This window comes from Amycolatopsis sp. DSM 110486 (assembly GCF_019468465.1).
GTDB lineage: Bacteria > Actinomycetota > Actinomycetes > Mycobacteriales > Pseudonocardiaceae > Amycolatopsis.
In genome coordinates, this window is sequence record NZ_CP080519.1 from 2,116,624 (window position 1) to 2,142,581 (window position 25,958).

The window sequence follows — 25,958 nt, forward strand, 5'->3', positions numbered from 1 at the left end:
GGCGCGCCCGGTGAACCCCGGCCAGGAGGTACCGCGATGGCAGCCCGACCGCGAGTGGTCGTCATCGGGGCCGGGCTGCTCGGCTGCGCGCTGGCCGACGAGCTCACCGAACGCGGCTGGACCGACGTCACGGTGCTGGACCAGGGCCGACCGGCGAGCGCCGACGCGCCGGGCCTGGTGTTCCAGACCGATCCCGACCGCACGCTGACGCGGTTCGCCCAGTACACCGTGGCCAAGTACAGCGCGCTCACGCTCGACGGCGGCTGGTGCTTCCAGCCCGTCGGCGGCCTGGAGCTCGCGACCACGCCGGAGCGGCTCGCCGAGCTCAAGCGGCGCCACGGCTGGGCCACGTCGTGGGGCGTGCGCAGCTACCTGCGCTCGCCGGCCGAGTGCGCCGAACTGCACCCGCTGCTCGACGCGGCGAAGGTGCTCGGCGGGCTCCACACCCCGGGCGACGGCCTGGCGAAACCCCGGCGCGCGGCCGAGGCGCAGGCCCGCCGGGCGACCGGACGCGGAGCGCGTTTCCTGACGGGACAACGGGTTACGGCCGTCGAACGCAGTGCCGGGCGCGTGACCGGCGTGGTCACCGGGACCGATCGCTTCCGCGCCGACGTGGTGGTCTCGTGCGCGGGTGTGGGCGCGCCGGAGATCGGACGACTCGTGGACCTCACCGTGCCGCTCGTGCCCGTGGCGCAGCACTACGCGCGCACCACTGCGCTGCCCTCGCTCGCCGGTGACAACGATGACTTCACCGAGGCGGGCAAGCCGGTCCTGCGCCACGGCGGGCTGACCGTGCGCGAGCACGTCGACCGCCTCGGCATCGGCCACGCCGCGCCCCGCACGGCCGAGCCGTTTGCCCGGGCCGACTTCGAGCAGCCCTGGGCCGAGGCCGCGCGCCTGCTGCCCGCGCTGGGCGACGCCAAAGTCGAACACGGCGTGACCAGCCTGGTCGCGGCCACCCCGGACGGCAGGCCGCTGGTCGGCGAGCACCCGGACCTCGACGGTTTCTGGATCGCCGAGGCCGTGGCCTTCTCGCATACCGCCGGCGTCGCGCGTGAGGTGGCGCGCTGGCTCGTCGACGGACAGCCCCGGCTCGACCTGCACACGAGCGATCTCGCCCGGTTCGAGCGGGTGCAACTCGCGCCGGACCACGTTCGGGAACGCGCGATCCGGACGTTCGCGGGGACTCGGCACGACGAGCCGCGGCGGCCGTTGCGCACTTCGCCGTTCTACGAGCGGCACGTCGCCTTGGGTGCGTGCTTCGCGGAAACCGGCGGCTGGGAGCGCCCGGTTTGGTTCTCCGCCAATGAAACCTTGCCTGAGCTCTCCCGCGTGCCGTCAGCCGAAGCGCGGACAGCGGGTGCCGAGGCGATCGTCGCGCGCGAACGGGTGGCGGTGTTCGACCTGACCCCGGCGACCCGGCTGGAGGTCACCGGACCGGGTGCGCTGCCGTTCCTGCAGACGATGACCACCAACCAGATCGGCCACGCTCCGGGCGCGGTCACGTACACGTTGCTGCTCGGCGAAGACGGCGGTGTTCGCAGTGATCTCACGGTGGCGTGTCTGGACGCCGACCGGTTCCACGTCGGGGCGAACAGTGCACTCGACGTCGACTGGCTGCGCCGCCACCTGCCCGGCGACGGCACGGTGCAGATCCACGAAACCACCGGCGGCACGTGCTGCCTCGGCCTGCGGGGACCGCTCGTGCCGCAGGTTCTCCCGGCACTGTCCACAGTAGACGAAGGCGCCTTGGACACGTACGTCGGCAACGTGCCGGTGCTCGCGCTGCGCTCGCCCTACGAACCCGACTGGGAGCTGCACACCAGCGCGGACCTCGGCCGGCTGCTCTGGGACACCCTGTGGGAAGCCGGGCAACCGCACGGGATCGTCGCGGCCGGGCACGAGGCTCTCACGAGCCTGCGGCTGGAGGACGGCCGCCGCACGTGGGGCGTCGACTTCACCGCGGAGCACGATCCGTACGAGGCCGGGCTCGGGTTCGCCGTGCGGATGGACAAGGGCTACTTCCTCGGCCGCGACGCCTTGCTCGGCCGGTCGGCCACCACCGTCGGGCGCGCGCTGACGTCCCTGGTCACCGAGGATCTGGTGCGGGGCAAGGAACCCGTGTACTTCGAGGGCCATCCGGCGGGCTACGTGACGAGCGCGGCGCGCGGCCACACCGTCGGGGAGAACCTCGCGTACGCATGGTTGCCCATCGAATGCGCGAAACCTGGTACACCGGTGGAGATCGAATACTTCGGCGAACGAGTGTCCGCGGTGGTGGCCGATTCGGCGGAACGGACGAGGAGAACCGCTTGACGCACTACGACGTGATCGTGATCGGCCTCGGCGGCATGGGCAGCGCCGCGGCGTACCGGCTCGCGCAGCGCGGGCAACGGGTGATCGGCATCGACCAGTTCGCGCCCGTGCACAACCTCGGCTCCAGCCACGGCGGTTCGCGCATCACGCGCCAGGCCTACCTCGAAGGCCCCGACTACGTGCCGTTGCTGCTGCGCGCGCACGAGCTGTGGGACGAGGTCGAACGCGACACCGGCCGGCACCTGTTCACGCGCTGCGGCGGGCTGATGGCCGGGTCGCCGGACTCGCGCACGATCACCGGCAGTGTGCTCTCGGCCGAGAAGTTCGACATCCCGCACGAGCTGCTCGACGCGCCGGAGATCCGCCGCCGTTTCCCCACGATGGCCCCGCGCGACGACGAGGTGGCGCTCTACGAGCCGGGCGCCGGGTTCGTGTCGCCGGAGGGCAGCGTCGCCGCGCACCTGCAGCTCGCCGCGCGCCACGGCGCCGAGCTGCACCACGAGGAGCAGGTGTTCACGTGGAGCACGTCGGAGTCGGGCGTGCGCGTGGGGACGGCGTCGAGCTACTACACGGCTTCGCGGCTGGTGCTGTGCCCCGGCGCGTGGGCGCCGTCGCTGCTGGCCGACCTCGGCGTGGACTTCGAGGTGCAGCGGCAGGTGCAGTACTGGTTCGAACCGGCGGACGCGGCGGCGTTCGCGGCCGAGCGGCACCCGGTGTACCTGTGGGAAACCGAGCAGGGCGAACAGTTCTACGGCTTTCCCGCGCACTCACCGCAGGGCGTGAAGGTGGCTTCGCACCTCGCCGGCACGCCGTGCACCGCCGACACGATCGACCGCCGCGTGCACGACGAGGAGGTGCGCGCCGTCACCGATCTCGTCGGCTCGCGGTTGCCGGCGCTGGGCGCGTTCCGCCGTGCCGCGACCTGCCTGTACACGAACACGCCCGACGAGGACTTCGTGATCGCGCGGCACCCGGCGCACCCGCGTGTGGTCGTGGCGTGCGGGTTTTCGGGGCACGGCTTCAAGTTCGTGCCCGTGGTCGGCGAGATCGTGGCCGATCTGATCGTCGACGGGAGCACGACGCACCCGATCGCCCTCTTCGACCCGGCACGATTCGAACCCGCGCGCTTCGACGAACGCTGACCGCTCAGGACAGCAGCGACTTGGCCAGCATCGGCAAGTCGACACCGGCCACGCCGTCGAGCACGTGCCACGGCGCGAGCCAGCCGGCCGCGGCCAGCTCGTCGTACACGGCGGCGCAGCGCTGCTGCAGGGCGTCGTCGGATTCGAACGCGTCCCGCGCGCGCTCGCTGTCCGCGGCGGCGCGGCGGACAGCGCGTTCGGCGGCGACCTCCGGGGACACCCGCAGCAGCAGGTGCGCGTCGGGCCGCGGGAGCGCGAAGCGGTCGACCTCGATGCCCCACACCCAGCGCACGACGTCGCCGTCGGCGTTCTCCCGCAAGCGTGCGGCTGCGTACGCGGCGTTGGACGCCACGTAGCGGTCGAGCAGCACGACGTCGTTGTCCGCCAGCAGCGCACGGATCTCGTCTGCCGCGCCGCTGCGGTCGAGGGCGTAGAGCAGGGCCATGCCGTAGACGGAGTCGGCGAGGTCGCCGTGGCCGCGGTGCAGGGCCTCGCGCACGAGGTCCGCGTGGATGCTGCGGCCGTAACGCGGGAACGCCAGGCTGCCGACCCGCGCGCCCCCGCGCTGCAGCTCAGCGGTGAGCCCGTCCGCGAGGGTGCGCTTGCCGGCACCGTCCAGACCTTCGATCACGACCAGTCGCCCCACGGGGCTCACCCTAGGACAGCCGCTACCGGGACATCGGCGGGGTGACGCCGTAGGACCAGTTGTGGTCCAGTGCGACCTCGCGCTCACCGGTGACCGTCAGCGCGTCGAGCCGCTTCAGCTCGTCGCCGGCGAGCTCCAGCGACGCGCCGCCGGCGTTCTCCGCCAGCCGGCCGACGTGCAGCGTGCCCGGGATCGGGACCACGTCCGGCGCCTGCGCGAGCAGCCACGCGAGCGCGACCTGGCCGGGCGCGGCGTCGTGGGCCGCGGCGATGTCGCGAACGGTCTCCACGGCGGCGAGGTTGGCCTCGAACACCTCCCGTGCGAACCGCGGCATCTTTCGCCGGTAGTCGTTCGCCGGCAGGTCGTCGAACGAAGTGAGCTTGCCCGTCAGCATCCCGCGGCCCAGCGGGCTGTACGGGACGACGCTGATGCCGAGCTCGCGGCACAGCGGGAACACCTCGTCCTCGATGTCGCGCGACCACAGCGACCACTCGGTCTGCACGGCGGTGATCGGGTGCACGGCGTGCGCGCGGCGGATCGTGTCGGGCGCGGCCTCGCTCAGGCCGAGGTAGCGCACCTTGCCCTCCGCCACGAGCTCGGCCATCGCGCCGACGGTCTCTTCGATGGGCGTGTCCGGGTCCACGCGGTGCTGGTAGTACAGGTCGACGTGGTCGGTGCCGAGCATCCGCAGCGAGTGCTCGATGCGCTCGCGCACGTACTCGGGACGGCCGTTGATCACCGGTCGCGTGTCCGCGGTCGGGCCCTCGACGATGCCGAACTTGGTCGCCAGCACCACCTTCTCGCGGCGGCCGACGATCGCCTTGCCGATGATCTCCTCACTGGCGCCGTACCGGTCGGAGGTGTCGATCAGCGTGACGCCGAGGTCCAGCGCGCGGCCGATGAGGGCGTCGGCCGTGTCGTCGGTGGCGTAGTCCTCGGACTGCCCGTACGGGCGCGCGAAGCCCATCGCGCCGTAGCCGATGGCGCCGACGGCGGGACCGGTGGAGCCGAGCCGGCGCTGGGGAAGGGGGCCCTGGGATGCAGGCATGGAAGGAATCCTTAGTCGCGGTGGTAAACCTCGTCGGTGCGGTCAAGTCCGCACCTGTGGACCACCATAAGTCCACGACTGCGGACTTAGCAACCCGCACTTGTCCCGGAGCCGGGGCCCGGGCTCGTACGCTGGCGACCATGAGCCCTGATTCGACGCCGAAGCGCCGGGACCCCGTGGCCACGCGCGCGGCGATCCTGAACGCCGCCCGCAAGGCGTTCACCGAGCACGGCTACGACGGCGCCGGCGTCCGCGAGATCGCCGGCGCGGCCGACGTGGACGCGCGGCTGATCGGCAAGTACTTCGGCTCGAAGGAAGGGCTCTTCGCCGAAGTCGTGGAGGCCGCGTTCGAGAAGTCGATGATGATGACGCCCGACCTCAACGCCGAGGCGGCGCGCGCCCTGCTGACCGGCGACGACCAGCACGCGTCCGACGGGCTGCTGCTGACCCTGCGCTCGGTCGCCAACCCGCGCGCGGCGGCGATCATGCGCGAGAGCATCGAGCGCAACTACCAGAGCCGGCTCGCCGACGCGCTCCCCGGAACCGACGCGACCGGCCGCTCGGCACTGCTGATCGCCATCTGCGCCGGGATGCTGCTCAACCGCATGCTGCTCGGTTCGACCGTGTTCACCGGGCCCGACGCCGAAGGCCTGATCCCGTACCTGCACGCGGCGCTCGACGCCGTGGCCGTGGCCCCGGACGAGACGGTGGTCGACCGGCGGCCCGGCGGGAGGGACGGCACCGCCGGGCCGGCCGGTACGCCTTAGGCGGCCTCGCGCCGCGCGTGCAGCAGGTAGCCCCCGCCGCCGGTGAGCAGCAGGCCCGCGAGGATGAGCAGCGGCAGCCAGCCCGAGTCGTGGTCCTCGGGCGGCGGGGTGTCGCCGCGCGGCAGGACGTCGGCGACGAGGCGGACGGCGTGCGCCTCACCGGAGGCCGACTGCGGAACGAGGTGGGCGTTGCCGACGCCGGAGGGCTGCGCCGCGCTCGCGCCCGGTGCCGACGTCAGCAACGCCATGCCGACGAGCACCACGAGGGCCAGGACCCGGCCTGTGGTGCGTACTCTCTCGATCCGGACCCGGCCACGGTGGACGGCCGCCCGGGTGGTGACGTGTAACTGCTCGGCGAACACCGGCATGGACCTCCCCACCCCCACGACGTGACCCTCGGTCGTCACAACGGTGAACAGTGCGGTCACGCGGAGCAAGATGCTCTTCCGGTGATCAACGCGTTCCGGGTCAGTCCTGGAACACGGAATGGGCACCCTTGCGTGGCCAACCACCCCGAACGGGGGTCGGAGCGGCTACCGTGCGCTGCTAACGTGAACGTTCCGCGGTGTTCACGGCCGGCGCACGCAGTGATCTCCACACTGGTCTGGTGAAGGGACAAGCGGTGTCTCGAGACGGGGAAGGCGCACTGATCATCGAACCTGTTCGCCGTGGCTCGGGCGATCTGCCCGCGGAGCTGGCCGACGCGTTGCGCACCGGCGAGTTCCACCACGCCCTGCGCACGGCCATCTCGCACCGCGGACTGTCGCTGGCCCGCCTGCGCGCCCACCTGGCGCTGCGCGGCGTCCAGATTGGACAGTCGACGCTCAGCTACTGGCAGCGGGGGCTGCGCCAGCCCGAGGTACCCAAAGCGTTGCCGGCCGTGCGCGCTCTGGAGTCGGTGCTGCAGCTGCCGTCCGACTCGCTGGTGGTGCTGATCGGCCCGCGCACCTCCCGCCCGCGCGGCCACCAGGCCGCGGTGTCGTTCCACGACCTGCGCTCGGGCGACATGGGCTCGATCGTCGACCAGCTGCTCGCCGACCTGGGCGTGCTGCCCTCGTCGAACCACTCCAACGCCGACCTGGAACTGCTCTCGGTCCACGACCGCATCACGGTCGACGAGCGCCGCCGCCAGGTCAGCATCCGCACGCGCTTGGTCACGCGCGCACGGCGGCACGGCCCCGACCGCTACGTGACCGTGTACAACGGCGACCCCGGCTGCAAGATCGACGACGTCGAGCTGATCACCGCCGAGGGCTGCCGCGTCGGGCGGATCCGGCGCCACCCCGGCGGCGAGACGATGGCGACCGAGCTGCTCTTCGACCGCAAACTCGGCGAAGGTGACATCCACGTCTTCTGCTTCGAGGTGCGCGACGACTCCAGCGCGTTGTTCCCCGGCTACTACCGCATGCTGCGCGACCAGGCCGCGAGCTACCTGCTGCAGCTGCAGTTCGCGCCCACCGCGATGCCCGCGCGCTGCACCCGCCAGGTCCGCGCGCGCGACGACGCCCTGCCTGTCGAGGCCGAAGAGCTCCCGCTCGACACGGGCGGCGTGACGAGCGGCTATTTCCGCGACGCGGGACCGGGGCTGGCCGGCATCGCCGTCGAGTGGAACTGACGCGACCGGTGAACAACGGGGCCCCCGACCTGCGTTGACGGGCCCCGGTGCCGCGCGCACGATGAGTTTTCGGGGCAGCCTCACCAGGAGCCGGATATGAGTTTCGTACAAGTCATCGAGTTCAAGACCTCACACCCGGACGAGCTGAACGAGCTCATGGACGAGTGGAAAACCGCGACGCAGGGCAGTCGCACGGCCACCCACGCGGTGGTGATGAGCGACCGCGACAACCCCGGGACGTACATGGAGTTCGTCGAGTTCCCGTCGTACGAAGAGGCGATGCGGAACTCGGAGCTGCCGGAGACCGCGAAGTTCGCCGAGCGGATCGGCAAGCTGTGCGACGGACCGCCGGTGTTCCACAACCTCGAGGTGATGCGGGACGAACGGCTCTGAGCGGCCGGGCGCCGCGCGGGCGACCCGGCCGCCACCGCGTCAGAGGACGATCAGATCCGTGACGCTGTAGGACAACGAGCCGCGGAAGCCCGCGCCGGTGCGCTGCGGCGCCAGGTCGGCCAGCTCCTCGGCCTGCGCCGGGAAGAACGACAGCTCACCGGTGCCGGTCCACGTACCGGCCACCTGCGGAGTGTCCAAAACGGACTGCGTCAGCTCGTGCACGGCGGGGTTCTGCTGCTGCCCGGCCGTGAGCCGCGGGAAGTAGCGCAGGTTCACGATCGGCCGCCCCAGCGCCGGGATGGTCGGCGCGGTCTTCTCGAGCGTCACGCGCGCTTCGGCCAGCTGCCGGCCGTTCGACGACAGCGTGGCACCGAACCGGCCGCCGGGGCCGACCACCGGGCCGGCCTGGCTCGGCACGCCGAACGCGCGGGTCTGGTGCACGGCCCCGATCTTCTTCGGGAAGCCCTGGATCCAGCCACGGGCCAGAGCCTCGTCGTTGTCCACGTAGATGAACGGGCACCACGCCACGGGCGAACCCTTGTGCACGGCGTCGAGCAGCACGAGGAACTCGCTGTACTGGCTGCGCACCGGGTCGAGGTACTCGTTGTCACTGGCGGAAAACTGCCAGTCGATGAACAGTGCGTAGCCGTGCCCGGAGCTCGTCGGGTCCGGGTCCAGACCGGTCGGCAGCGACGCGGCCGCCGCAGCCGGCGTGGTCCAGAACTCGACGCCGACCACGTCACCCACGTAGTGCCACGGCGGCGTCGGCACGAGGTTGGCCACCCCGCGGGCGCTGAGCGGATAGCTGTAGCCCTTGAGCCGTTCGTTCACCGGCGTGGTCGTGGTCCCCTCGGCGAACGCGGGGGTGGTCATCGCCCCCGCCGCCACCGCGGCCAGCCCTCCGGCGAGTACCCCTCTTCGGCCCACTTCTCCTGCGGACAAGGCAGATCCCCTTCACTTCGACAATCCCCCGGCCGCCGTACGCGGCCGCTCCTCTTCGAAGGAACCACGGGAGGGCTCCGGACGGGTCCGGACGCGAAGAGGCCGGAGCCCAGGAGGCAGAACCGAAGCGGATCTTCGGGCACATCGGGCGTCGTGGACTTGTCATCGATCGGGGAACCGGAGTGCACTACCGGGTGGTCCGAACCAACCGGGCGTCCACTATGGATGGCCGGCGCTCCCGGAACACCGAAGCGGCACCCGGAAACACTCCGGGCGCCGCTTCGGCTGTGCTGAACGCTCAGTAGCGGTAGTGATCCGCCTTGAACGGGCCTTCCACGTCCACGTCGATGTACTCCGCCTGCTCCTTGGTGAGCTTGGTCAGCTCGCCACCCAGCGCCTGGAGATGGATGCGCGCCACCTTCTCGTCGAGCTTCTTGGGGAGGCGGAACACCTCCTTGTCGTACTCCTCGTGCTTGGTGAACAGCTCGATCTGCGCGATGACCTGGTTCGAGAAGCTGTTGGACATCACGAACGACGGGTGCCCGGTCGCGTTGCCGAGGTTGAGCAGCCGGCCCTCGGACAGCACGATGATCGTGTTGCCGTTGGGGAACACCCACTCGTCGACCTGCGGCTTGATGTTGATCCGGTGGATGCCCGGGTAGCGCGCGAGGCCGGCCATGTCGAGCTCGTTGTCGAAGTGGCCGATGTTGCCGACGATCGCCTGGTGCTTCATCTTCGCCATGTGCTCGACCATCACCACGTTCTTGTTGCCGGTGGTGGTGATCACGATGTCGGCCTCGGGCAGGACGTTCTCCAGCGTCTTGACCTGGTAGCCGTCCATCGCCGCCTGCAGCGCGCAGATCGGGTCGATCTCGGTGACGATCACGCGCGCGCCCTGGCCGCGCAGCGACTCGGCCGCGCCCTTGCCGACGTCGCCGTAACCGCAGACCACGGCAACCTTGCCGCCGATGAGCACGTCGGTGCCGCGGTTGATGCCGTCGATCAGCGAGTGGCGGATGCCGTAGCGGTTGTCGAACTTCGACTTGGTCACGGCGTCGTTCACGTTGATCGCCGGGAAGAGCAGCTCACCCGCGGCGGCCAGCTGGTAGAGCCGCAGCACGCCGGTGGTGGTCTCTTCGGTGACGCCGCGGATGCCCGCGCCGATGGTGGTCCACTTGGAGTTGTCGGCAGCGACGGACGCACGGACCAGCTCCAGGAAGACCTTCCACTCGTCCGAGTCGTCCTCGTCGGCGGGCGGCACGACGCCGGCCTTTTCGTACTCGGTGCCCTTGTGTACGAGCATGGTGGCGTCACCGCCGTCGTCGAGGATCATGTTCGGACCCTCGCCGTCCCAGGTGAGCATCTTCTCGGTGCACCACCAGTACTCCTCCAGCGACTCGCCCTTCCAGGCGAACACCGGTACGCCCTTGGGCTCCTCGGTGGTGCCGTGCGGGCCGACGACCACGGCGGCGGCCGCGTGGTCCTGCGTGGAGAAGATGTTGCACGAGGCCCAGCGGACCTCAGCACCCAGCGCCACCAGCGTCTCGATGAGGACAGCGGTCTGCACGGTCATGTGCAGCGACCCGGAGATCCGCGCGCCCCGCAGGGGGTAGACCTCGGCGTACTCACGGCGCAGCGACATCAGGCCCGGCATCTCGTGCTCGGCGAGGCGGATCTCCTTGCGGCCGAACTCGGCGGCCTCGAGGTCGGCGACGGCGAACTCGATGCCGCCCCGGGTGTCGTGCCGCTTGGCAACGCTTTCGGGGGTCATAGTGCGGTTCCTCCAAGGATTGATGGCATCTGAACAGTACCGTTGTCGGCTTGACGTGCCCCCGACCGGCTTAGGAGACCCTTACCGTGCCCGCCCCGCTGCCCGGCCCCGACACCCGCATCGTCGAGCTCAGGGTGGCCGGACTCGCGGGCACGAGCGGCGAGACGCTGCTGGACGCCGTGGCCACCGTCGACGTCGCCGGCGACGGGATCGGCAGGGTCGTGCGCCCGGCGGACCGGCTGCGGCGCCCGGCCCCCGGTCCGATGGTGCCCGCGCTGGGCCGGTCCATCCCACGCACGCTCGAAGGATACCTGTGGAGCCGCATGACCTCGGGCGGCGCCGCCAAGGCCACGTGGGCGCTGCTGTTCCCGTTCTCGCTGGCCAACGTCGCGTTCTGGATGCTGCCGCCGGTGCACCGCGCCCGGTGGCTCGGCGGGCTGTGCCGTGGGTTGCTGCGCGTGGTCGCCGTGCTGCTCACGATGCTGCTGATCGGGCAGGTCGCCGCGACCGCGCTCGACCTGTTCGCCACACAGTGCCTCGCGCCGGGCAGCGGTTGCCAGCTGTGGGTGCCGTCGTGGCTGCGCTCGGACCCGGCGCGGCTGACGATCGGCGTCGCCGTGCTGTTCGCGGTGATCCTCTTGCTGCACCGGATCTCGTCGTCGAACTGGCAGGTCAAGGCTCCTGAACCGCGCGCCCGGCGCGGCTCGCCGCTGCAGCTGCTCGCCGACCCGGAGGCACCCGGGATGTCCGCGACGCACACGGTCGCGGCCCTGGCCTGCGTCGCGTTGCTGCTGCTCGGCGGACCACTGAACGTGCCCGACGACGTGCCCCGGTTGATCGGCTGGATCTGCGGGCTGGGGCTGGTGGTCGCGGTGATCGTCGGCGCGGCGATCGGGAGCGACCCCGGACGCATCGCCCGGCGCACGCTGATGACCTTCGCCGCGGCGCTGGTGGTTTTCGCGGCCGTGCTCGCCGCGCCGCTGCCCGCGCATGGAGGCCTGCGCGGCACCGACGGCATGGTCGAAGGACTCGGCGCGGCGCTGGTCGCGATCACCGTCCTGTTCGCACTGGCCCTCGTGCCGATGGCGCTGCTCGCGCGAACGACCTGGAAGACGCGGCCGAAACGGCTGCGTCCGTGGCTCGGCGGCTGGGCGGCGGCTCCCGTCGTCACTCTCGCGGGCTTGCTCGGCGGTGGCTTCGGCGCCGGGCTGGGCATCGCCGTCCGGCGGCTGCTGGGCACGAGCGGGCTGCGGCTGCCCGACACCTACGAGCTGATCACCGTGCTGTGGGGCGCCGGGCTCGCGTTGATCGCGGTGCTCGCCGTGGCCGGATACGCGATCGCGGTGCCGCTGCGCCGGCGTCGCCGCGGGATCCCGGCGCTGGTCGAGCTGGTGCAGCCCGACGCGAAGCAGGAGGAGGTCGCAGCTCGCGCGTGGGCCCGATCTGCGTGGGAACGCCGGCACCTGCACCAGCTGGCGATGATCGTGGCCATCGGGCTCGGCGTCGCCGGGCTCACGTTGCTGGTCGTGCGCTTCGGCTTCGACCTGCGGCCCGCGTGGTTCACACCGGTGTCGGCCGTCGGCGTGTTCGCGCTCGGCGCGTTCGCGGCGGGCCTGCTGCGGGTGGTCTACTCCGCTGCGCGCACACCGGAACGCAACCGGCACCTCGGCGCGCTGTCGGACCTCGTGTCGTTCTGGCCGCGCGCGGCGCACCCGACCGTGCCGCCGTGTTACGCGCTGAAGGTCGTGCCCGAACTGGCCGAACGAGTGAAGGAACACCTCACCGAACCGGGGACGCGCGTGGTCCTGTCCGGACAGAACCTCGGCAGCCTGCTCACCGTGCTCACGGCCGCGCGCCTGTTCACGGAGCTGACGCCCGAGGAACGCGACCGCGTCGGCCTGCTCACCGCGGGGTCGCCCCTGCAGTGGGGTTACCAGCGCGCGTTCCCCGCGGTGCTGCCGCAGGATTCGCTCGCGACGCTGTTCGGCGACCTCGACGGCCGCTGGCGCGCACTGTGCCGCGGCACGGACATCTTCGGCGGCGGCGTCACAACCTGGCGGCACAACGTCTCCGGCCGCCACCTCATCGGCGACGGGTACCTGCCCGAAGGCGGCTCGGGCGCGCTCGAAGCGACGCCCGAGGAGTCCGGCGTGCTCGTGCTCGGCGGCGACCACTGGCTGCCCGACCCGCTGCGCGCGCCCGACGGCCGCCACCGCTGGGCCCCGGGCGTACTCAAGCACACCGACTACCTGGCCGACGCCGAATGGGACCAGGCGCTGGCGATGGCCGCGGGGCTCGGCCGCCCGAACGGACGCTCGCGGCTGCTCGGCGAGCAGGGCTCACTGTTCGGCGACCTGCCGCGCCCGCGTTGAAAACCCTTGCCCCTGTAACAAAAAGACCGGAGGGGATCCCCACCCGTGGGCAAACGGGCGAGGATCCCCTCCGGCTTCAGGAACCCGAAAAGCAGATCAGTTGGCGCTGCGGCGACGGAACTTCAGCAGCGCGAGCAGGCCACCACCGACGACGAGCAGCGCCGCGGCGATGTAGAACAGCCACGCGTTGTCGAAGCCCGTGTTGGCGAGCTGGCCGCCGGTGCCACCGGTCTCGTTGCCGGCCGGGGCGGCGGCGACAGCGGTGGTGCTGGTCGGGGCCTCAGTCGGGGCGTGCGACGTGGTCGGGACCGACGAGGCCTCGGTCGGCTGTGTGGTCGGGGTCTCCGCCGGCTTGGTCGGCTGCGTCGTCTCCGGCGCGGTCTTGGTGCCGCAGGCGTACCAGCTGTCGATCTTCGGCTGGCTGCCGTTGTAGTTGTGCGGCGCGATGAGGTTGTTCCAGGGCAGGTCCTGGGTCAGGTTCTTCTTGCCCGGGACGTACACCGCGTAGCCGTCGTCGCCGCCGGCGACGACCAGCGCCTCGACCTTGACGCCTTCCTTGGTGGCGGTGATGTTGAGCGACTTGCTCTTCTCGCCGCCGGTGAACGTGAAGTCACCCTGGTCGAGCTTCTTGCCGCTGACACCCTTGATCTGGGAGCAGTCGGGGGCGTGGCCCTGGATCGGGTTCGCGCGGCCGTCGTCGGAGGTGCACGCGAGGGCGGACGTCGCGGTGCCCAGCAGGGCGAGTCCGGCCACCGCGGTGACCGTGAAACCCGCACGCAGTCTGGTGATGGTGGGCATTCAGAGAACTCCTGTACCGAACGGGGGATATACAGCGAAGATCAGTGCACTCCCAGTGAGGATCGAAACCACTTACCGTATGAATCACACACGAGTGATTAACCCGTCAGAGGGAAGCCGAAGCGGACGGTATCGCAAACGGCTCACCCGCTCACCCTGCGTTCGAGAGCGTGATCCAAACCGAGACGCGGAGGTGACCTTATCGTGATCATTCTGACTTAGGTGACAACTCGGCAACCTCACGCAACCTTCGCGCGCCCCGGCGAATCCCCAGGTCAGGAGCGCGAAAAGGCCCGCCGCCCCGAGCGGGACGACGGGCCGTGACGAGCAGTGGTTCAGTCCTCTGTAGGCGCCGAAGATTCCGACGAAGCGGACTTCGCGGCCGGTTCCTCACCCGAGGCGATCCGCTTGCCGAGCAGCGAGTGGCGCCGGCTGTAGACGAAGTAGATGACGACCCCGAGGACCATCCAGACGATGAACCGCAGCCAGGTCAGCACCGTCAGATTCAGCATCAGCCACAGGCACGCGAGGATCGCCAGGATCGGGATCAGCGGCACCGCCGGCACGCGGAACGCGCGCGGCAGGTCCGGTCGCGTCCGGCGCAGCACCAGCACACCCGCGGACACGAGGATGAACGCGAACAGCGTGCCGACGTTCACCATCTCCTCGAGCTTGTCGGCCGGGAAGAACGTGGCCGCCACGGCCACCAGGCCGCCGACGAGCAGCGTCGCGCGCTTCGGGGTGCCGTGGCCGCCGGTATTGGCCAGCCCGCGCGGCATGAGGCCGTCGCGCGACATCGCGAAGATGATCCGCACCTGGCCGAGCATCAGCACCATCACCACGGTCGTGAGGCCCGCCAGCGCGCCGACGGAGATGATGTTCGCGGCCCAGTCGACGCCGTTGACGGAGAAGGCCGTGGCGAGCGTCTTGTGGCTGCCGTCGCCCGCCTCGGTCGCCAGGTCGGTGTAGGGCACCATGCCGACGACCACGAGCGACACGGCCACGTACAGCACCGTGACGATGGCCAGCGAGCCGAAGATGCCGCGCGGCACGGACTTCTGCGGGTTGCGCGTCTCCTCCGCGGTGGTGGCCACGATGTCGAACCCGATGAACGCGAAGAACACCAGCGACGCACCGGCCAGCAGACCGAAGATGCCGAACACGCTGCCGCCGCCACCCAGGATCACCGAGAACAGCGACTGGTCGACCCCACTGTCGCCCGGGCCGCCGGGCTTGGCCTCCGGGATGAACGGCGTGTAGTTCGCGCCCTTGATGTAGAAGACGCCGAGGATGATCACGAACAGCACCACGGCGACCTTGATCCCCGTGATCACCATGGAGAACCGCGAAGACAGCTTCGTACCGATGGCCAGCAGCGTCGTCAGCGCGACCACGACCACGAGCGCACCCCAGTCGATGGTGACCCAGCCGAGGTCGAACGTGGTCTTGGCGCCCTCGCCGAACAGGTAGCCGAGCACCGTCTCGAGGTAGACCGACCAGCCCTTCGACACGGCGGCCGCGCCGACGGCCAGCTCCAGGATCAGGTCCCAGCCGATGATCCACGCCATGAACTCGCCGAACGTGGCGTAGGAGAAGGTGTAGGCGCTGCCCGCGACCGGCACGGTCGAGGCGAACTCGGCGTAACACAGCGCCGCCAGCGCGCACGCGATCGCGGCGCACACGAACGCGACCGACACTGACGGGCCGGAGAAGTCACCCGCCGTACGCGCGGTGAGCGTGAAGATGCCCGCGCCGATGACGACCGCGACGCCGAACACGGTCAGATCCCAAGCGCCCAGGTTTCTTCGGAGCTTGGTATCGGGCTCGTCGGTGTCCGCCATGGACTGCTCGATCGACTTCGTGCGCCACAAACCGTGCCCGGGCACCGCGACCTCCTCGGATGACCTGCGTCAAAACTGGGTGAATCACCCTAACGCGGCATACCCGGAGTGGCGCGGTGGAAGTTGATCACCGCGCGTCGCGGTCGAGGTCCGGTTCGAGGTAGATGAGCGACGCGACCGGGACCTTCGCGCGCACGCGGGCCTCGGCGTCGTCGATGGCCAGTGCGACCTCGGACGTGTCCAGGCCGGGCACCAGCGCGAGCTTGGCGGCCACGAGCAGCTCGTCGGGGCCGAGGTACTGCGTGCGGATGTGGATCACGCGCTCGACCTTGCCGGCGGCCAGCTCGTCGACGATCTTCTCCAGATCGGTGTCGGTCGCGCCCTCGCCGATGAGCAGGCTTTTCATCTCGACGATGAGGATCACCGCGATCACGCCCAGCAGCAGGCCGATCATCACGGTCCCGATGCCGTCCCACACCGGGTGGCCGGTGAGCGTGGACAGGCCGACGCCGAGCAGTGCGAACACCAGACCGATGAGCGCGCCCGTGTCCTCCAGCAGCACGACCGGCAGCTCGGGTTCCTTGGCCTGGCGGATGAAACGCCACCAGCCGGCGTTGCCCTTGATCTTCCGCGACTCGCCGATGGCGGTGTAGAAGCTGTAGCCCTCCAGGCAGATCGCGACCAGCAGGATGATCACGGCCACGATCGGCGATTCCAGCGGCTCGGGCTCGATGATCTTGTGGATGCCCTCGTACAGCGCGAACGCGGAACCGAGCGTGAACAGCATCAGCGCGACGATGAACGAGTAGAAGTACCGCTCCCGGCCGAAACCGAAGGGGTGTTCCTTCGTGGCGCGCCGGCGCGACGTCTTCTGCCCGAGCAGCAGCAGGCCCTGGTTGGACGTGTCGGCCAGCGAGTGCACCGACTCCGCCAGCATCGACGACGAGCCCGTGACCAGGAACCCGACGAACTTCGCCACCGCGATCCCGGCGTTGGCAGCGAGCGCCGCGATGATCGCCTTGGTACCGCCACCTGCTGACACGGCGTGCTCCCCTGCCTGTTGCGCAATGGATTCCCGAAATGCCCGATCGGGAGCCTAGAGGACCGATCACCACGCCGTCGCTTCGGCCACGTGAACGTTTTGTGCTCGAACCCCGCGAACCGTGAAGGGCACCTTGCGGGACCCGGAGTCCCTCGAGGTGCCCTTCACGGAACGTCGGAACTCAGTCTTCGCAGGTCCCGGCGGTGGCGCGGAACAGCTGGGCCGGCCGGCCCGCGAGCGGGCGAACCGAGACGGCCGGGTCGGCCGCGGGGAGCCACACCGACTGGCCGCGCAGCAGCTCGACCTGCTCCCCGTCGTCGGCCGTCACAAGCAGGTCGCCGTCGGTGCAGAGCAGGATCTGCGGGCCGGTGCAGTCGACCACGAGCTCGGTGTCGTCGTCGGCCTCCCAGCGCACGCGCGAAAGCTCGAACTCCGGCGCGTCCGTGTGGTAGACGGCCATGCGCTGACCCGCGCATTCGCCTTGCTGCACCGGCATCTCGCCGCACGCGAAGTCGACCACACGCAGCAGCTCCGGCACGTCCACGTGCTTGGGCGTGAGGCCGCAGCGCAGGATGTTGTCGGAGTTGGCCAGGATCTCCACGGCGGTGCCGGACAGGTAGAGGTGCAGGTTGCCGGCCGGCAGGTAGATCGCCTCGCCCGCGCGCAACGTGAGGCGGTTGAGCAGCAGCGCGGCCAGCACGCCTGCGTCACGCGGGTGCGCTTCGCCCAGCTCCAGGATGGTCCGGCACTCCACGCCGAACTCACCGTGGTCGGCGATGTGGCGCACGCACGCGTCGAGGACCTCGGGCAGCAGCTCGTCGAGCGAGGCCTGCGGCAGCGTGATCCACGTGGTGAACAGCGCACGCAGCCCCGCCGGGTCCGGCTGCGCTTCGAGCAGTCCGGTGTACTTCGCCAGCCCCGGCGTCTCGACGGCCTTGAGCAGTTTCACCGTGCGCTGCGGGTCGCGGAACCCGGCCAGCGCGTGGAACTCCGTGAGCGCGCAGACGAGCTCGGGTTTCGCGGTCGGGTCCGGGTAGTTGCGGTTGGGCGCGTCGCGCGGGATACCGAGGCGCTCCTCGCGTTCGTGCCCCTCGGCGGCCTGCGCGGCCGACGGGTGCGCCTGCATCGACAGCGGCTCCTCGGCCGCCAGGATCTTCAGCAGGAACGGCAGGCGGCCACCCCAGCGCTTCGCGCAGCGTTCGCCGAGCTGGCCGACCGGATCGGCGTCCACGAGCTCCAGCAGGCTCCGTTCGGTGCCGTCCGGGGCGAGCACGCGGGACGGGTCGCCCGGGTGGGCACCCATCCACAGCTCGGCCTCGGGGTGCGGCGCCGGCACCGGACGTCCCTGCAGCTTCGGGATCGCGGTGCGCGATCCCCACGCGTAGGGCCGTACGGCGTTGCGCAACAGCTCCACTGTCACCTCAACTCCCAATCCTTCCCATCGGCCGGAGCCGATGTCGTGCAGGCGGTGCCGTCCCCACGGCGCCCGTCCGCACTTCCTCCCCCTGATCCCGTGAGCCGTCAAGCGGTGGCCGGCTCATACCTCCCGGCGCCACCGATGCGGCCCGCCGCGAGCCCGAGGTACACCGCGGCGAGCTCGAACCGCAGCGCGAGCACCGCGGCCCGGACGATCTCGTCCGCTTCGAACTCCTCCGCGGGGGCGATCACGTCCACGTCCGGGAGGAACTCCTCGGCCTGGAAGCGGGCCGCCTCGGCGGCGGGCCCGGTCCGCACCGAGAGCAACAGCACCCTCGTGGCGGTTCCACCGGGTGAGTCGTCCGGATCGGCGAAGATGTCACGCTCTTGGCCGCCCGATTGCACCAATCGGCGAAGAGCGGGCCGCGCGAGCGCCTGCCGGTAGTCCTCCGCGTCGCACACCATGCCCGCGTGAGCCCCGAAAGCGTGCGCCGCGTGCTCGGCGACGGCCACCGCCACGGGGTCGAGACCCCACAGCAGCGGCACGCGGTCGGCGACCCTCAGCGCGAGCGCCTTGGCCGGGTTCGCGAACGACTCGCGCGCGAGGTAGTCCTTCTCGGCCTCGAGGTCGAGCTGGTCGGCCAGCGTCCGGACGTCGGCCACCAGCAGGCCCAGCGCATTGGCCGTGAGCAGCCCGGCCGCGAGCCCGCGCGGGAACGCGAGCTCGGGCGGCACGAGGATGCGCGGCGCGAGCAGCACGCCCTTGCCGGCCACCGAAGCGGCGACGGGGCCCTCGGCCGGCGCGGAGAGCACCACCGTCGCGCCGAAGCGGGCCGCGCGCTCCAGCGACGCGGCCAGCTCGCGGTCACCGGCGTCGTCGGTGTGCGCGAAGACCACGTCGAGCGCACCGATCCACGACGGCACCGTCTCGGCCACCACCACCGGCACCGGGCACGCGGGCGCGAGCAGCGCAGCCAGCAGGCGCGTGAGCGTGCGGCTGACCCCGGGCCGGTCGATGAGCACCAGCGAACGCGGGCGCCCCAGGTCGAGCCGGTCGCTCAGCTCCAGCTCGGCCGCGGCCTCGGCGGTGGCCCGCACCTGCGCCCCGGCCATGGCGGCGGCACGCAGCAGCCCCCCGCTGTCGGCCTCGGCCAGGCGCGCGGGGTCGTCGAGCAGCGAATCGTCAAGCACTGTCGGCATGGCTGTCATCCGGCTCACCGGGAGTGTGGTCACCACTGAGTACCGCTTCGTCGAGAAGCAGCACGGGAATCCCGTCACGGACCGGGTACACCCGGCCGCACTCGGTACAGGTCAGCGCTTCGGCATCCGCGTCGTCCGGCGTGCCGGGACGCAGCGGTGCGTGATCCGGCGACGGGCACGCGAGGATCTCGAGCAGCTGGGCGTCAAGCGTGATGGCCATGGTTCCTCCATACCACGCGTAGGTGGGTCGCAACGGCACCTTCCGGACACAGTTCGCCTCGGTCGGTCCCCATCAGCGTGGCTTGCTCAGCCTCGGACAATTGCCAGTACATCGTCGGTCAGCGCCTCGACGGCGGCGCGGTCGGCGGCCTCGACGTTGAGCCGCAGCAGCGGCTCGGTGTTCGACGGGCGCAGGTTGAACCACGCGCCGCCCGGGAGCTGCACGGTCAGGCCGTCGAGCTCGTCGATCTCGACGCCCGACTTGTCCGCATACGCGTCCTTCACGGCGAGCATGCGCGCGACCTGGTCGGACACGGTCGAGTTGATCTCACCCGAGGCCGCGTAGCGCGAGAAGTCCTGCGTGAGCGCGGACAGCGGGCCGTCCTGCTCGCCCAGCGCCGCGAGCACGTGCAGCGCGGCCAGCATGCCGGTGTCGGCGCGCCAGAAGTCGCGGAAGTAGTAGTGCGCCGAGTGCTCGCCGCCGAAGATCGCGCCGGTGCGGGCCATCTCCGCCTTGATGAACGAGTGGCCCACGCGCGTGCGCATGGGCTTGCCGCCGTGCTCGGAGACGATCTCCGGCACGCCCTTCGACGTGATCAGGTTGTGGATGACCGTGCCGCCCGGCTCCTTGGCCAGTTCGCGCACGGCGACCAGCGCCGTGATCGCGCTCGGCGAAACGGGCTCGCCGCGCTCGTCGACCACGAAGCAGCGGTCGGCGTCGCCGTCGAAGGCCACGCCGGCGTCGGCGCCGACCTCGCGGACCTTGGCCTGCAGGTCGACGATGTTGGCCGGGTCCAGCGGGTTGGCCTCGTGGTTCGGGAAGGTGCCGTCGAGCTCGAAGTACATCGGCACGATCTCGATCGGCAGCCCGGCGAAGACCGTGGGCACGGTGTGGCCGCCCATGCCGTTGCCGGCATCGACCACGATCTTCAGCGGCCGCGAGTGCGTGAGGTCGACGAGGTTGCGCAGGTAGGCGGCGTAGTCGCCCAGCACGTCGCGCTCGCTCACGCTGCCGGTCTTGCCCTCGAACTCGGGCACGCCCCGCTCGACGGTGTCGCGGATCTCCGTGAGCCCGGTGTCCTGCCCGACGGGGCTGGCGCCCGCGCGGCACATCTTGATGCCGTTGTACTTCGCGGGGTTGTGGCTGGCGGTGAACATCGCGCCCGGCATGTTCAGCGAGCCGGAGGCGAAGTACAGCTCGTCCGTGCTGCACAGGCCGATCGACACGACGTCGAGACCCTGCGAGGTCACGCCTTCGGCGAACGCCGCCGACAGCTGCGGGGACGAGTCACGCATGTCGTGGCCGATCACCACCGAGGGCGACTCGGCCTTGATGAGCAGCGCGAACGCGGCACCGAAGTCTCGTACCAGTGACGCGTCGAGCTGTTCGCCGACCACGCCGCGGATGTCGTAGGCCTTCACGATGCCCGAAAGATCTGGCACGCCGTCTCCCCGCCGTCAGTTTCTCGTCGCGGCGCCGGTCGCGCCGCGCGGAAAGCCTACCGGCGGGAGCGGTGCTCAGGCGCGCCCGGGGAGCACGCGGAGGTGGCCGCGCCTGCCGGACGGGCCCTCCGGCTCGGGCGGCGGCGCCGGCCGGTCCGAGCGGCCCGCCTCGCGGACGGCCTCGGCCAGCGCGGTCAGCTCGTCGGCCGACTGCTCAGGAGTGGCGAACGTGCCCTCGTGGCGCACGACTTCCCAGCCCTTCGGCACGGTCAGCCGCAGCGCGTGGGCCTCGCACAGGTCGTACGAATGCGGCTCAGAGGCGGTGGCGAGGGGACCGACGACGGCGGTGGAATCGCTGTACGCATACGTGAGCGTGGCGACAGCGGGCTCTGGACAACCCGTTCGCGAACATTTCCGTACGCTCCGCACGATCCAGAACGATAGCGCGTCGCCGCAAGGGGGCCCCGGCGACACGCGCGTGACCCCGGCGACCGCATAGACTTGCGCGGTGGCAACGGCTCGTGATTACCGACAGCGGCAGCGAATGCGGAGGGACCGGCACGGCCGGGGCCTGCGCGGAGCGCTCTACCCCGCGTCCCTGCCCGCCGCCGCGAGCCGGGCGGAGAAGTTCGACGCGCTCGTGCTCGACGCGCTCGAACCGATCGAAGCGCGCTGGCGCCACGAGCTGACCAAGCTCGACGTGGCGGTGGACGAGGTCCCCGAGGTCCGCCCGGACGGCCGCGCGCCGGCCGAAGGCGTGCTCCACGACGGCTCCGTGCCCTTGTCACGCCTGGTCCCGGCCGGGGTCGACCGAGCGGGGCTGCCGACTCGCGCGCGGATCGTGCTCTACCGGCGGCCGCTCGAGGCGCGCGCCAAGGACCCGGGTGAGCTGGCGGAGCTCGTGCACGACGTGCTGGTGGAGCAGGTCGCGGGCTACCTCGGCGTCGAACCGGACGTGATCGAAGGCGATTGAGTCGATGGGGGCTGGTGCCCCGTCGTAGATGGTCCGGTTCCGCTGCCCGACCTCCCGGCTCTGCTGCACGGCGGCTCGGTTCAGGGGCGAGGGGCGCGGCGGCGTGAGGGCACCGCGGTGAGCGCAGTGAAGAGCACCGCGGCGAGCTGGGCGAGCAGCAGCAGGCCGCGCTCGGTGCCCGGGAACGCGAGCGAAACCTCCGATGACTGCGGCGGGATCGACACCGCGACCTGGTGACCCCACGCGGGCACGATCGGCACGGCCTTGCCGTTCACGCTCGCCGTCCAGCCGGCCTCCTGCTCGGCGGCCAGCACCAGCAGCCGGCCGGTCGGGCCGTCGGAGGCGCGCACGCGGACGTCGGGCAGCCGCGCGTCCACGGGTGAGACCCCGGGCGACGCGCCGGGCGCGCCGCCGCCCGTGACGGCCGCCTTGGCCAGCTCCGGGGAGATCAGCGTGACCTCACCGGCCTTCGGCAGGAGCCTCACCACGGGCCGGCCGTCGGACATCGGAGCCGCCGGCGCGACGAGTTCACCGGCGAGCGAGACGAGGGCCTGCGGATTGCTGCCGGGCGGGAGGATCACGTACTCGACGCCGGACACCGCGGCCGCCGCGACGGCTGATTTGACCGCGTTGGCGTCGCCCGTGAGCAGGTCGCGGCGCCAGTTCGCGAGCCGCTCGGGCGTGCCCGGGGTCGGGGCGAGCTGGTCGTCGCCGAAGACGGCGAGCCGGCCGCCGGTCTGCCGGGTGAGCTGACCCAAGTCGAGCACCGCGCGGCCGCTGCCGACGAGGTCGGCGGCCACCTCGGGCGCGAGGGCGGGGCGCGGCTGGGCGGTGAGCGGGCCGTTGTGGCCGGTGCCGACGGCGCTGACGCCCAACGCGATCAGCACCACCACCCCGGCGACACCCGCGACCTTGGGCAGCCACGGCGCGGGCACACTCGCCGAGCCGCCGCGTTGCCAGGTCGCGAGGACCGCCCACAGCAGCCCGGCGCCGACGACCAGCAGCGGCACGCCCGTGTAGCCGGTGGCGGCGGGACCGCCCTGCATCGGTGTCACCGGAACCTGCCGCACGAGCACCACCGCGGCGACACCGAGCACGGCGAGTGCGAGGCCGCCGGCCACCTGCTTCGTCGGCCGGACCACGAGCGCGACGAGCGTGGCCGCCAGCACCCCGACACCGATGGGCCACGCACCCGGGCCACCCGGCGTCAGCCCGGCCAGGTCCGCGCCGGACGCGGGCGCGGCGGGACCGCCGAGACCGTGCAGGAGCAGTTCGGGGTATTTGAGCAGCACCGTCGGCCACGGCAGGAGCAGCACGAGCGGCAGGATCACCACGATCCCGACCGACGCCGCGCGGCGCGCGAGCCCCGTCGGCGCCGGCAGGACCACGAAGCCGAGCAACAGGCCCACGAGCGCGAGCGCGTGCGCGAGCGGCGAGAACGCGCCGAGCACCGCGACGCCGAAGGCCGAGAGCGCCGACACGTGCAGCCAGCGTGTGCCGGGGCGCGTGAGCAACCGCGCGATCCCGGCGACGACGAGCGGCAGCACGAGGTGGACCACCACGACGTCGAGGCGCCCCTGCGCGACCGACGCGGTGGCGGCGGGCAGCAGCGCGTACGTCGCCGCGACGACCGCGCGCACCCAGCGGCGCACGGGCAGCTTGCGCGTGGCCGCGTACGCGCTCAGCGCGGCGAGCGGGATGTCGCCGATGAGCAGGATCGCCACGAGCGCGGCCGGGCCGCCCAGGGGCGCGAAAATCGCGCCGATGGTGCCGAGCACGGGCAGCGTCGCGGGGGCGGGCGCGCCGGTGCCGCCCGCGACCGCGTGCCACGGCGCGAGGTAGGTGGACCAGATATCGCCGAGACCGCCGACGGGCAGCAGCCCGCCGCCGGAGAGGTCCAGACCGAGGCGGCCGCGGTTGACCACGAAGGCCAGGGCCGTCAGCACCACGACGAGGACCACGGGCGGGGCGAAGATCGTCGCGGCCAGCACTCGGCGGCGGTTCACCTCGACGAAGACGAGTCCGGGTTCACGGGCCGGCGCCGGTCGCGGTGTGGGTGAGGGCTTCGGGCCGTCGCCGGGCTCGACGACGGTTTCCTCCGGCACTTCCTCGCGTTCCGGCGCTGTGTCTTGTTCCAGCGCTGTGTCTTGTTCCGGCGGCACGGCGACGGCCACGACCGTGCCCGTGCCCGGCCGGCGCAACCCCGAACCACGGGAACTCAAGCCGCGCAAGGCTCCTGCGGGCAAAGCTTCGGGTCCGACGGGCCGGCGATCGGCGGCGCCGAGCGCTTCCGGCGCGATCCAGGCCGGCTCCTCGGTGAGGCCTTCGGGGACCGTGCCGAGCGCGACGTCGCTCTCGACGCCACGGCGCACGAGCCCGACGACGCCGGCGCGTAGGGCGTTGCGCAGCCGCGTGTACCGGCCGACGAACAATCCCCGCACCGTGCCGGGACGCGGTGATTCCCGCCGGTTCGCCCGCGCTGCCCGGAGTTTTCCGCGGCCGCCCGTGAGGTAGGCGAGCGCGGAGAGTTCTGCGCGCGCTTCGGGAGCGCGCCTCAGGACGAAGAAAACGAGCACGCGCAGCAGCAGGAGCAGGGGCAGCCGGACGAGTCCGAACCAGAACGAGAACGGCGAGCAGTTCACGAGGAACACGCGCAGCCCGTGCGCGCGGTTCACGGCCGCGAGCGAGCGGCCCGCCGCGTCGGGCGCGCGCCGGCCGGTCGAGAGGGCGCGTGCGTGGCGGACGCGGGCCGCGGGCACCGAGAGCACGAGCGCGCCGGTGGCGTTGGCGCGCCAGCCGAAGTCGAGATCCTCGCGCAGCAAGGAGAAGTCCTCGTCGAAGCCGCCGAGGGCGTCCCAGAGTTCGCGCTGCACCAACGATCCCGCGCTCGGCACGGCGAGCACCTCACCGGGCTCGTCGCCGGGCGCGGCCATCTGCTGGCGGTGTCCGGACGCGTCCGTGGACAGCCCCGCCTCCACGATCAGGCGTGGCTCGGCCCAGTCGAGCCCGAGCGGCCCGAGCACCTTCGCCGACGGCGCCGCTTCGGCGGCCTGCAGGAGCTCCTCGAGGCAGTCGGGTTCGGGCGCGCAGTCGTCGTGCAGCAGCCACAGCCACGCACCCGGGTCGCCCCACCGTTCCACCGCGTGGGCCACGGCGGCCGCGATCGCCGCAGCGAAGCCAATTTCACTCGAAAGAGTGATGACGCCGGACAGCACCGGCTGCGAATCGGGCCCCGCCGCGACCCCGCCGGGCTCGGCCGCCTCGGCGAGCAGCTTCGCGGTCAAGTCGGTGGACCCGGTGTCGACCGCGAGCACGTGCCGCGGCCGGACCGTGCTGCGCCGCAAGGAAGAAAGCGCCAGCGGCAGCCACTCTTCGCCGTCGTGACAGACCACAATGGCCAGAACGGGCAGCGTCCTCACGAGCGACGGTGCGACGGTGCGGGTCAACAACCACTCCTGGTCAGGCTGCGGGCGGGTGCGGTCACCCTACGGCTTGACCCGCGCACGCGGCGCCGGACCCGCACCCACCTTTTCGCCGTCGCGGCGTCGAACGTTTCGCGCCGAACGCCGTGTGGATCACACTGACGTCTCCACCACACGCGTCCACGCCTCGGGACGCACCGACCACATGCGACACACGACGACGGCACAACTACCGTCGTCGCCCACTTCGATCCCCACCGCCAGGCTGGGATTGATCCGCGCCGAAACCCCGCCACAGCGGCAAGTTCCCCACGCACACTCCATTGACGCCTGGCTACCCACGCGGTTGCGCGCCCAAACCTCGAAGTTTCGCCGAAGATCGAAAACCGTGGTCGCGAACTTGCCCCACGTCGGGCGCAACCCGGCCACACGCGGGCGCCCGCCAGCCTAATCCGGTGCTATACCAGCAAAAACGCCACGAAAGCGAGAGGGCCCGTGCCGCGCACGGACCCACCTCACCCCTCGCAAAACCAGTCAAGCCCGCAGCACACGCCGAACTCGAAAGGCGACCACAGTCGGGGGTCCGGGGGCT

At 71.4% G+C, this 25,958-nt stretch carries 21 protein-coding genes; 7 read left to right on the top strand and 14 right to left on the bottom strand.

From position 1 onward, the window contains the following. Positions 1–36: 36 nt before the first annotated feature. A complete protein-coding gene (locus K1T34_RS10225) occupies positions 37–2,316 on the top strand; it encodes an FAD-dependent oxidoreductase (protein WP_220244038.1) in 2,280 nt (759 codons plus the stop codon). After that, on the top strand, positions 2,313–3,458 hold the full coding sequence (gene solA / locus K1T34_RS10230; RefSeq protein WP_220244039.1) for an N-methyl-L-tryptophan oxidase: 1,146 nt from the start codon (positions 2,313–2,315) through the stop codon (positions 3,456–3,458). Before K1T34_RS10225 ends, solA begins: the two co-directional genes overlap by 4 nt. Positions 3,459–3,462: 4 nt before the next feature. On the opposite strand, the gene K1T34_RS10235 is transcribed toward solA, so the two are convergent. Both K1T34_RS10235 and K1T34_RS10240 read right to left on the bottom strand, forming a co-directional pair. After that, positions 3,463–4,113: a dTMP kinase gene (locus K1T34_RS10235; protein ID WP_220244040.1), complete on the bottom strand. Its 651-nt coding sequence runs from the start codon at positions 4,111–4,113 to the stop codon at positions 3,463–3,465. Between the two features lie 13 nt (positions 4,114–4,126). Continuing rightward, positions 4,127–5,152 carry an aldo/keto reductase gene (locus K1T34_RS10240; RefSeq protein WP_220244041.1) on the bottom strand — a complete coding sequence of 342 codons (1,026 nt, stop codon included), beginning with the start codon at positions 5,150–5,152 and terminating at the stop codon, positions 4,127–4,129. A gap of 140 nt (positions 5,153–5,292) precedes the next feature. On the opposite strand from K1T34_RS10240, the gene K1T34_RS10245 reads away from it, so the two are divergent. After that, the gene (locus K1T34_RS10245; RefSeq protein ID WP_220244042.1) at positions 5,293–5,919 is read left to right on the top strand and encodes a TetR/AcrR family transcriptional regulator; all 627 of its coding nucleotides are present in this window, start codon (positions 5,293–5,295) and stop codon (positions 5,917–5,919) included. On the opposite strand, the gene K1T34_RS10250 is transcribed toward K1T34_RS10245, so the two are convergent. Then, a complete protein-coding gene (locus tag K1T34_RS10250; protein ID WP_255638434.1) occupies positions 5,916–6,182 on the bottom strand; it encodes a hypothetical protein in 267 nt (88 codons plus the stop codon). The two genes, K1T34_RS10245 and K1T34_RS10250, sit on opposite strands and share 4 nt — an antisense overlap. Before the next feature lie 359 nt (positions 6,183–6,541). Here K1T34_RS10250 and K1T34_RS10255 point away from each other — a divergent pair, with 359 nt between their 5' ends. Together K1T34_RS10255 and K1T34_RS10260 are read left to right on the top strand one after the other, a co-directional pair. Beyond that, positions 6,542–7,534: a hypothetical protein gene (locus K1T34_RS10255; protein ID WP_220244043.1), complete on the top strand. Its 993-nt coding sequence runs from the start codon at positions 6,542–6,544 to the stop codon at positions 7,532–7,534. Positions 7,535–7,630: 96 nt separating this feature from the next. Next, the gene (locus K1T34_RS10260; RefSeq protein ID WP_220244044.1) at positions 7,631–7,927 is read left to right on the top strand and encodes a hypothetical protein; all 297 of its coding nucleotides are present in this window, start codon (positions 7,631–7,633) and stop codon (positions 7,925–7,927) included. 39 nt (positions 7,928–7,966) lie between these two features. Here K1T34_RS10260 and K1T34_RS10265 read toward each other — a convergent pair whose 3' ends face one another. Together K1T34_RS10265 and ahcY are read right to left on the bottom strand one after the other, a co-directional pair. After that, positions 7,967–8,854 (bottom strand): acetoacetate decarboxylase family protein, encoded by an 888-nt coding sequence (locus K1T34_RS10265; protein WP_220244045.1) that lies wholly within the window; start codon positions 8,852–8,854, stop codon positions 7,967–7,969. A gap of 313 nt (positions 8,855–9,167) precedes the next feature. Then, positions 9,168–10,640, bottom strand: coding sequence for an adenosylhomocysteinase (gene ahcY, locus K1T34_RS10270; RefSeq protein WP_220244046.1), 1,473 nt, complete (start codon positions 10,638–10,640; stop codon positions 9,168–9,170). Positions 10,641–10,738: 98 nt separating this feature from the next. On the opposite strand from ahcY, the gene K1T34_RS10275 reads away from it, so the two are divergent. Next, positions 10,739–13,012 carry a hypothetical protein gene (locus K1T34_RS10275; protein WP_220247100.1) on the top strand — a complete coding sequence of 758 codons (2,274 nt, stop codon included), beginning with the start codon at positions 10,739–10,741 and terminating at the stop codon, positions 13,010–13,012. Positions 13,013–13,108: 96 nt separating this feature from the next. Here K1T34_RS10275 and K1T34_RS10280 read toward each other — a convergent pair whose 3' ends face one another. The 8 genes from K1T34_RS10280 to K1T34_RS10315 form a co-directional block, all read right to left on the bottom strand. Beyond that, entirely contained in the window at positions 13,109–13,810 is a 702-nt protein-coding gene (locus K1T34_RS10280; RefSeq protein ID WP_220244047.1) for an LPXTG cell wall anchor domain-containing protein, read from the bottom strand. A gap of 335 nt (positions 13,811–14,145) precedes the next feature. Next, positions 14,146–15,696, bottom strand: a complete 1,551-nt coding sequence (locus tag K1T34_RS10285; RefSeq protein WP_220244048.1) for an amino acid permease — start codon at positions 15,694–15,696, stop codon at positions 14,146–14,148. Between the two features lie 82 nt (positions 15,697–15,778). After that, positions 15,779–16,693: a cation diffusion facilitator family transporter gene (locus K1T34_RS10290; protein WP_220244049.1), complete on the bottom strand. Its 915-nt coding sequence runs from the start codon at positions 16,691–16,693 to the stop codon at positions 15,779–15,781. A gap of 181 nt (positions 16,694–16,874) precedes the next feature. Continuing rightward, positions 16,875–18,107, bottom strand: a complete 1,233-nt coding sequence (gene manA, locus K1T34_RS10295) for a mannose-6-phosphate isomerase, class I (RefSeq protein WP_220247101.1) — start codon at positions 18,105–18,107, stop codon at positions 16,875–16,877. Positions 18,108–18,214: 107 nt separating this feature from the next. Next, positions 18,215–19,309 carry an SIS domain-containing protein gene (locus K1T34_RS10300; RefSeq protein ID WP_220244050.1) on the bottom strand — a complete coding sequence of 365 codons (1,095 nt, stop codon included), beginning with the start codon at positions 19,307–19,309 and terminating at the stop codon, positions 18,215–18,217. Beyond that, a complete protein-coding gene (locus tag K1T34_RS10305; protein WP_220244051.1) occupies positions 19,293–19,529 on the bottom strand; it encodes a Trm112 family protein in 237 nt (78 codons plus the stop codon). The genes K1T34_RS10300 and K1T34_RS10305 overlap by 17 nt, the downstream gene beginning before the upstream one ends. A gap of 86 nt (positions 19,530–19,615) precedes the next feature. After that, positions 19,616–20,971: a phosphomannomutase/phosphoglucomutase gene (locus tag K1T34_RS10310; protein WP_220244052.1), complete on the bottom strand. Its 1,356-nt coding sequence runs from the start codon at positions 20,969–20,971 to the stop codon at positions 19,616–19,618. A gap of 75 nt (positions 20,972–21,046) precedes the next feature. Further along, on the bottom strand, positions 21,047–21,400 hold the full coding sequence (locus tag K1T34_RS10315) for a DUF3499 domain-containing protein (RefSeq protein WP_204093559.1): 354 nt from the start codon (positions 21,398–21,400) through the stop codon (positions 21,047–21,049). Positions 21,401–21,515: 115 nt separating this feature from the next. Between K1T34_RS10315 and K1T34_RS10320 the strand changes: the two genes are divergently transcribed. Continuing rightward, a complete protein-coding gene (locus tag K1T34_RS10320) occupies positions 21,516–21,944 on the top strand; it encodes a metallopeptidase family protein (RefSeq protein WP_220244053.1) in 429 nt (142 codons plus the stop codon). An 80-nt stretch (positions 21,945–22,024) separates the two neighbouring features. Here the strand turns inward: K1T34_RS10320 and K1T34_RS10325 are convergent, their stop codons facing one another. Then, positions 22,025–25,390 (bottom strand): glycosyltransferase family 2 protein, encoded by a 3,366-nt coding sequence (locus K1T34_RS10325; protein ID WP_220244054.1) that lies wholly within the window; start codon positions 25,388–25,390, stop codon positions 22,025–22,027. Between the last annotated feature and the right edge of the window lie 568 nt (positions 25,391–25,958).

Bases quoted from the DNA above. Each gene is read 5' to 3' on its own strand.
- K1T34_RS10225 (WP_220244038.1), top strand. From the start codon at position 37: ATGGCAGCCCGACCGCGAGTGGTCGTCATCGGGGCCGGGCTGCTCGGC.
- K1T34_RS10240 (WP_220244041.1), bottom strand. From the start codon at position 5,152: ATGCCTGCATCCCAGGGCCCCCTTCCCCAGCGCCGGCTCGGCTCCACC.
- K1T34_RS10245 (WP_220244042.1), top strand. From the start codon at position 5,293: ATGAGCCCTGATTCGACGCCGAAGCGCCGGGACCCCGTGGCCACGCGC.
- K1T34_RS10260 (WP_220244044.1), top strand. From the start codon at position 7,631: ATGAGTTTCGTACAAGTCATCGAGTTCAAGACCTCACACCCGGACGAG.
- ahcY (WP_220244046.1), bottom strand. From the start codon at position 10,640: ATGACCCCCGAAAGCGTTGCCAAGCGGCACGACACCCGGGGCGGCATC.
- K1T34_RS10280 (WP_220244047.1), bottom strand. From the start codon at position 13,810: ATGCCCACCATCACCAGACTGCGTGCGGGTTTCACGGTCACCGCGGTG.
- K1T34_RS10300 (WP_220244050.1), bottom strand. From the start codon at position 19,309: ATGCCGACAGTGCTTGACGATTCGCTGCTCGACGACCCCGCGCGCCTG.
- K1T34_RS10305 (WP_220244051.1), bottom strand. From the start codon at position 19,529: ATGGCCATCACGCTTGACGCCCAGCTGCTCGAGATCCTCGCGTGCCCG.
- K1T34_RS10320 (WP_220244053.1), top strand. From the start codon at position 21,516: ATGCGGAGGGACCGGCACGGCCGGGGCCTGCGCGGAGCGCTCTACCCC.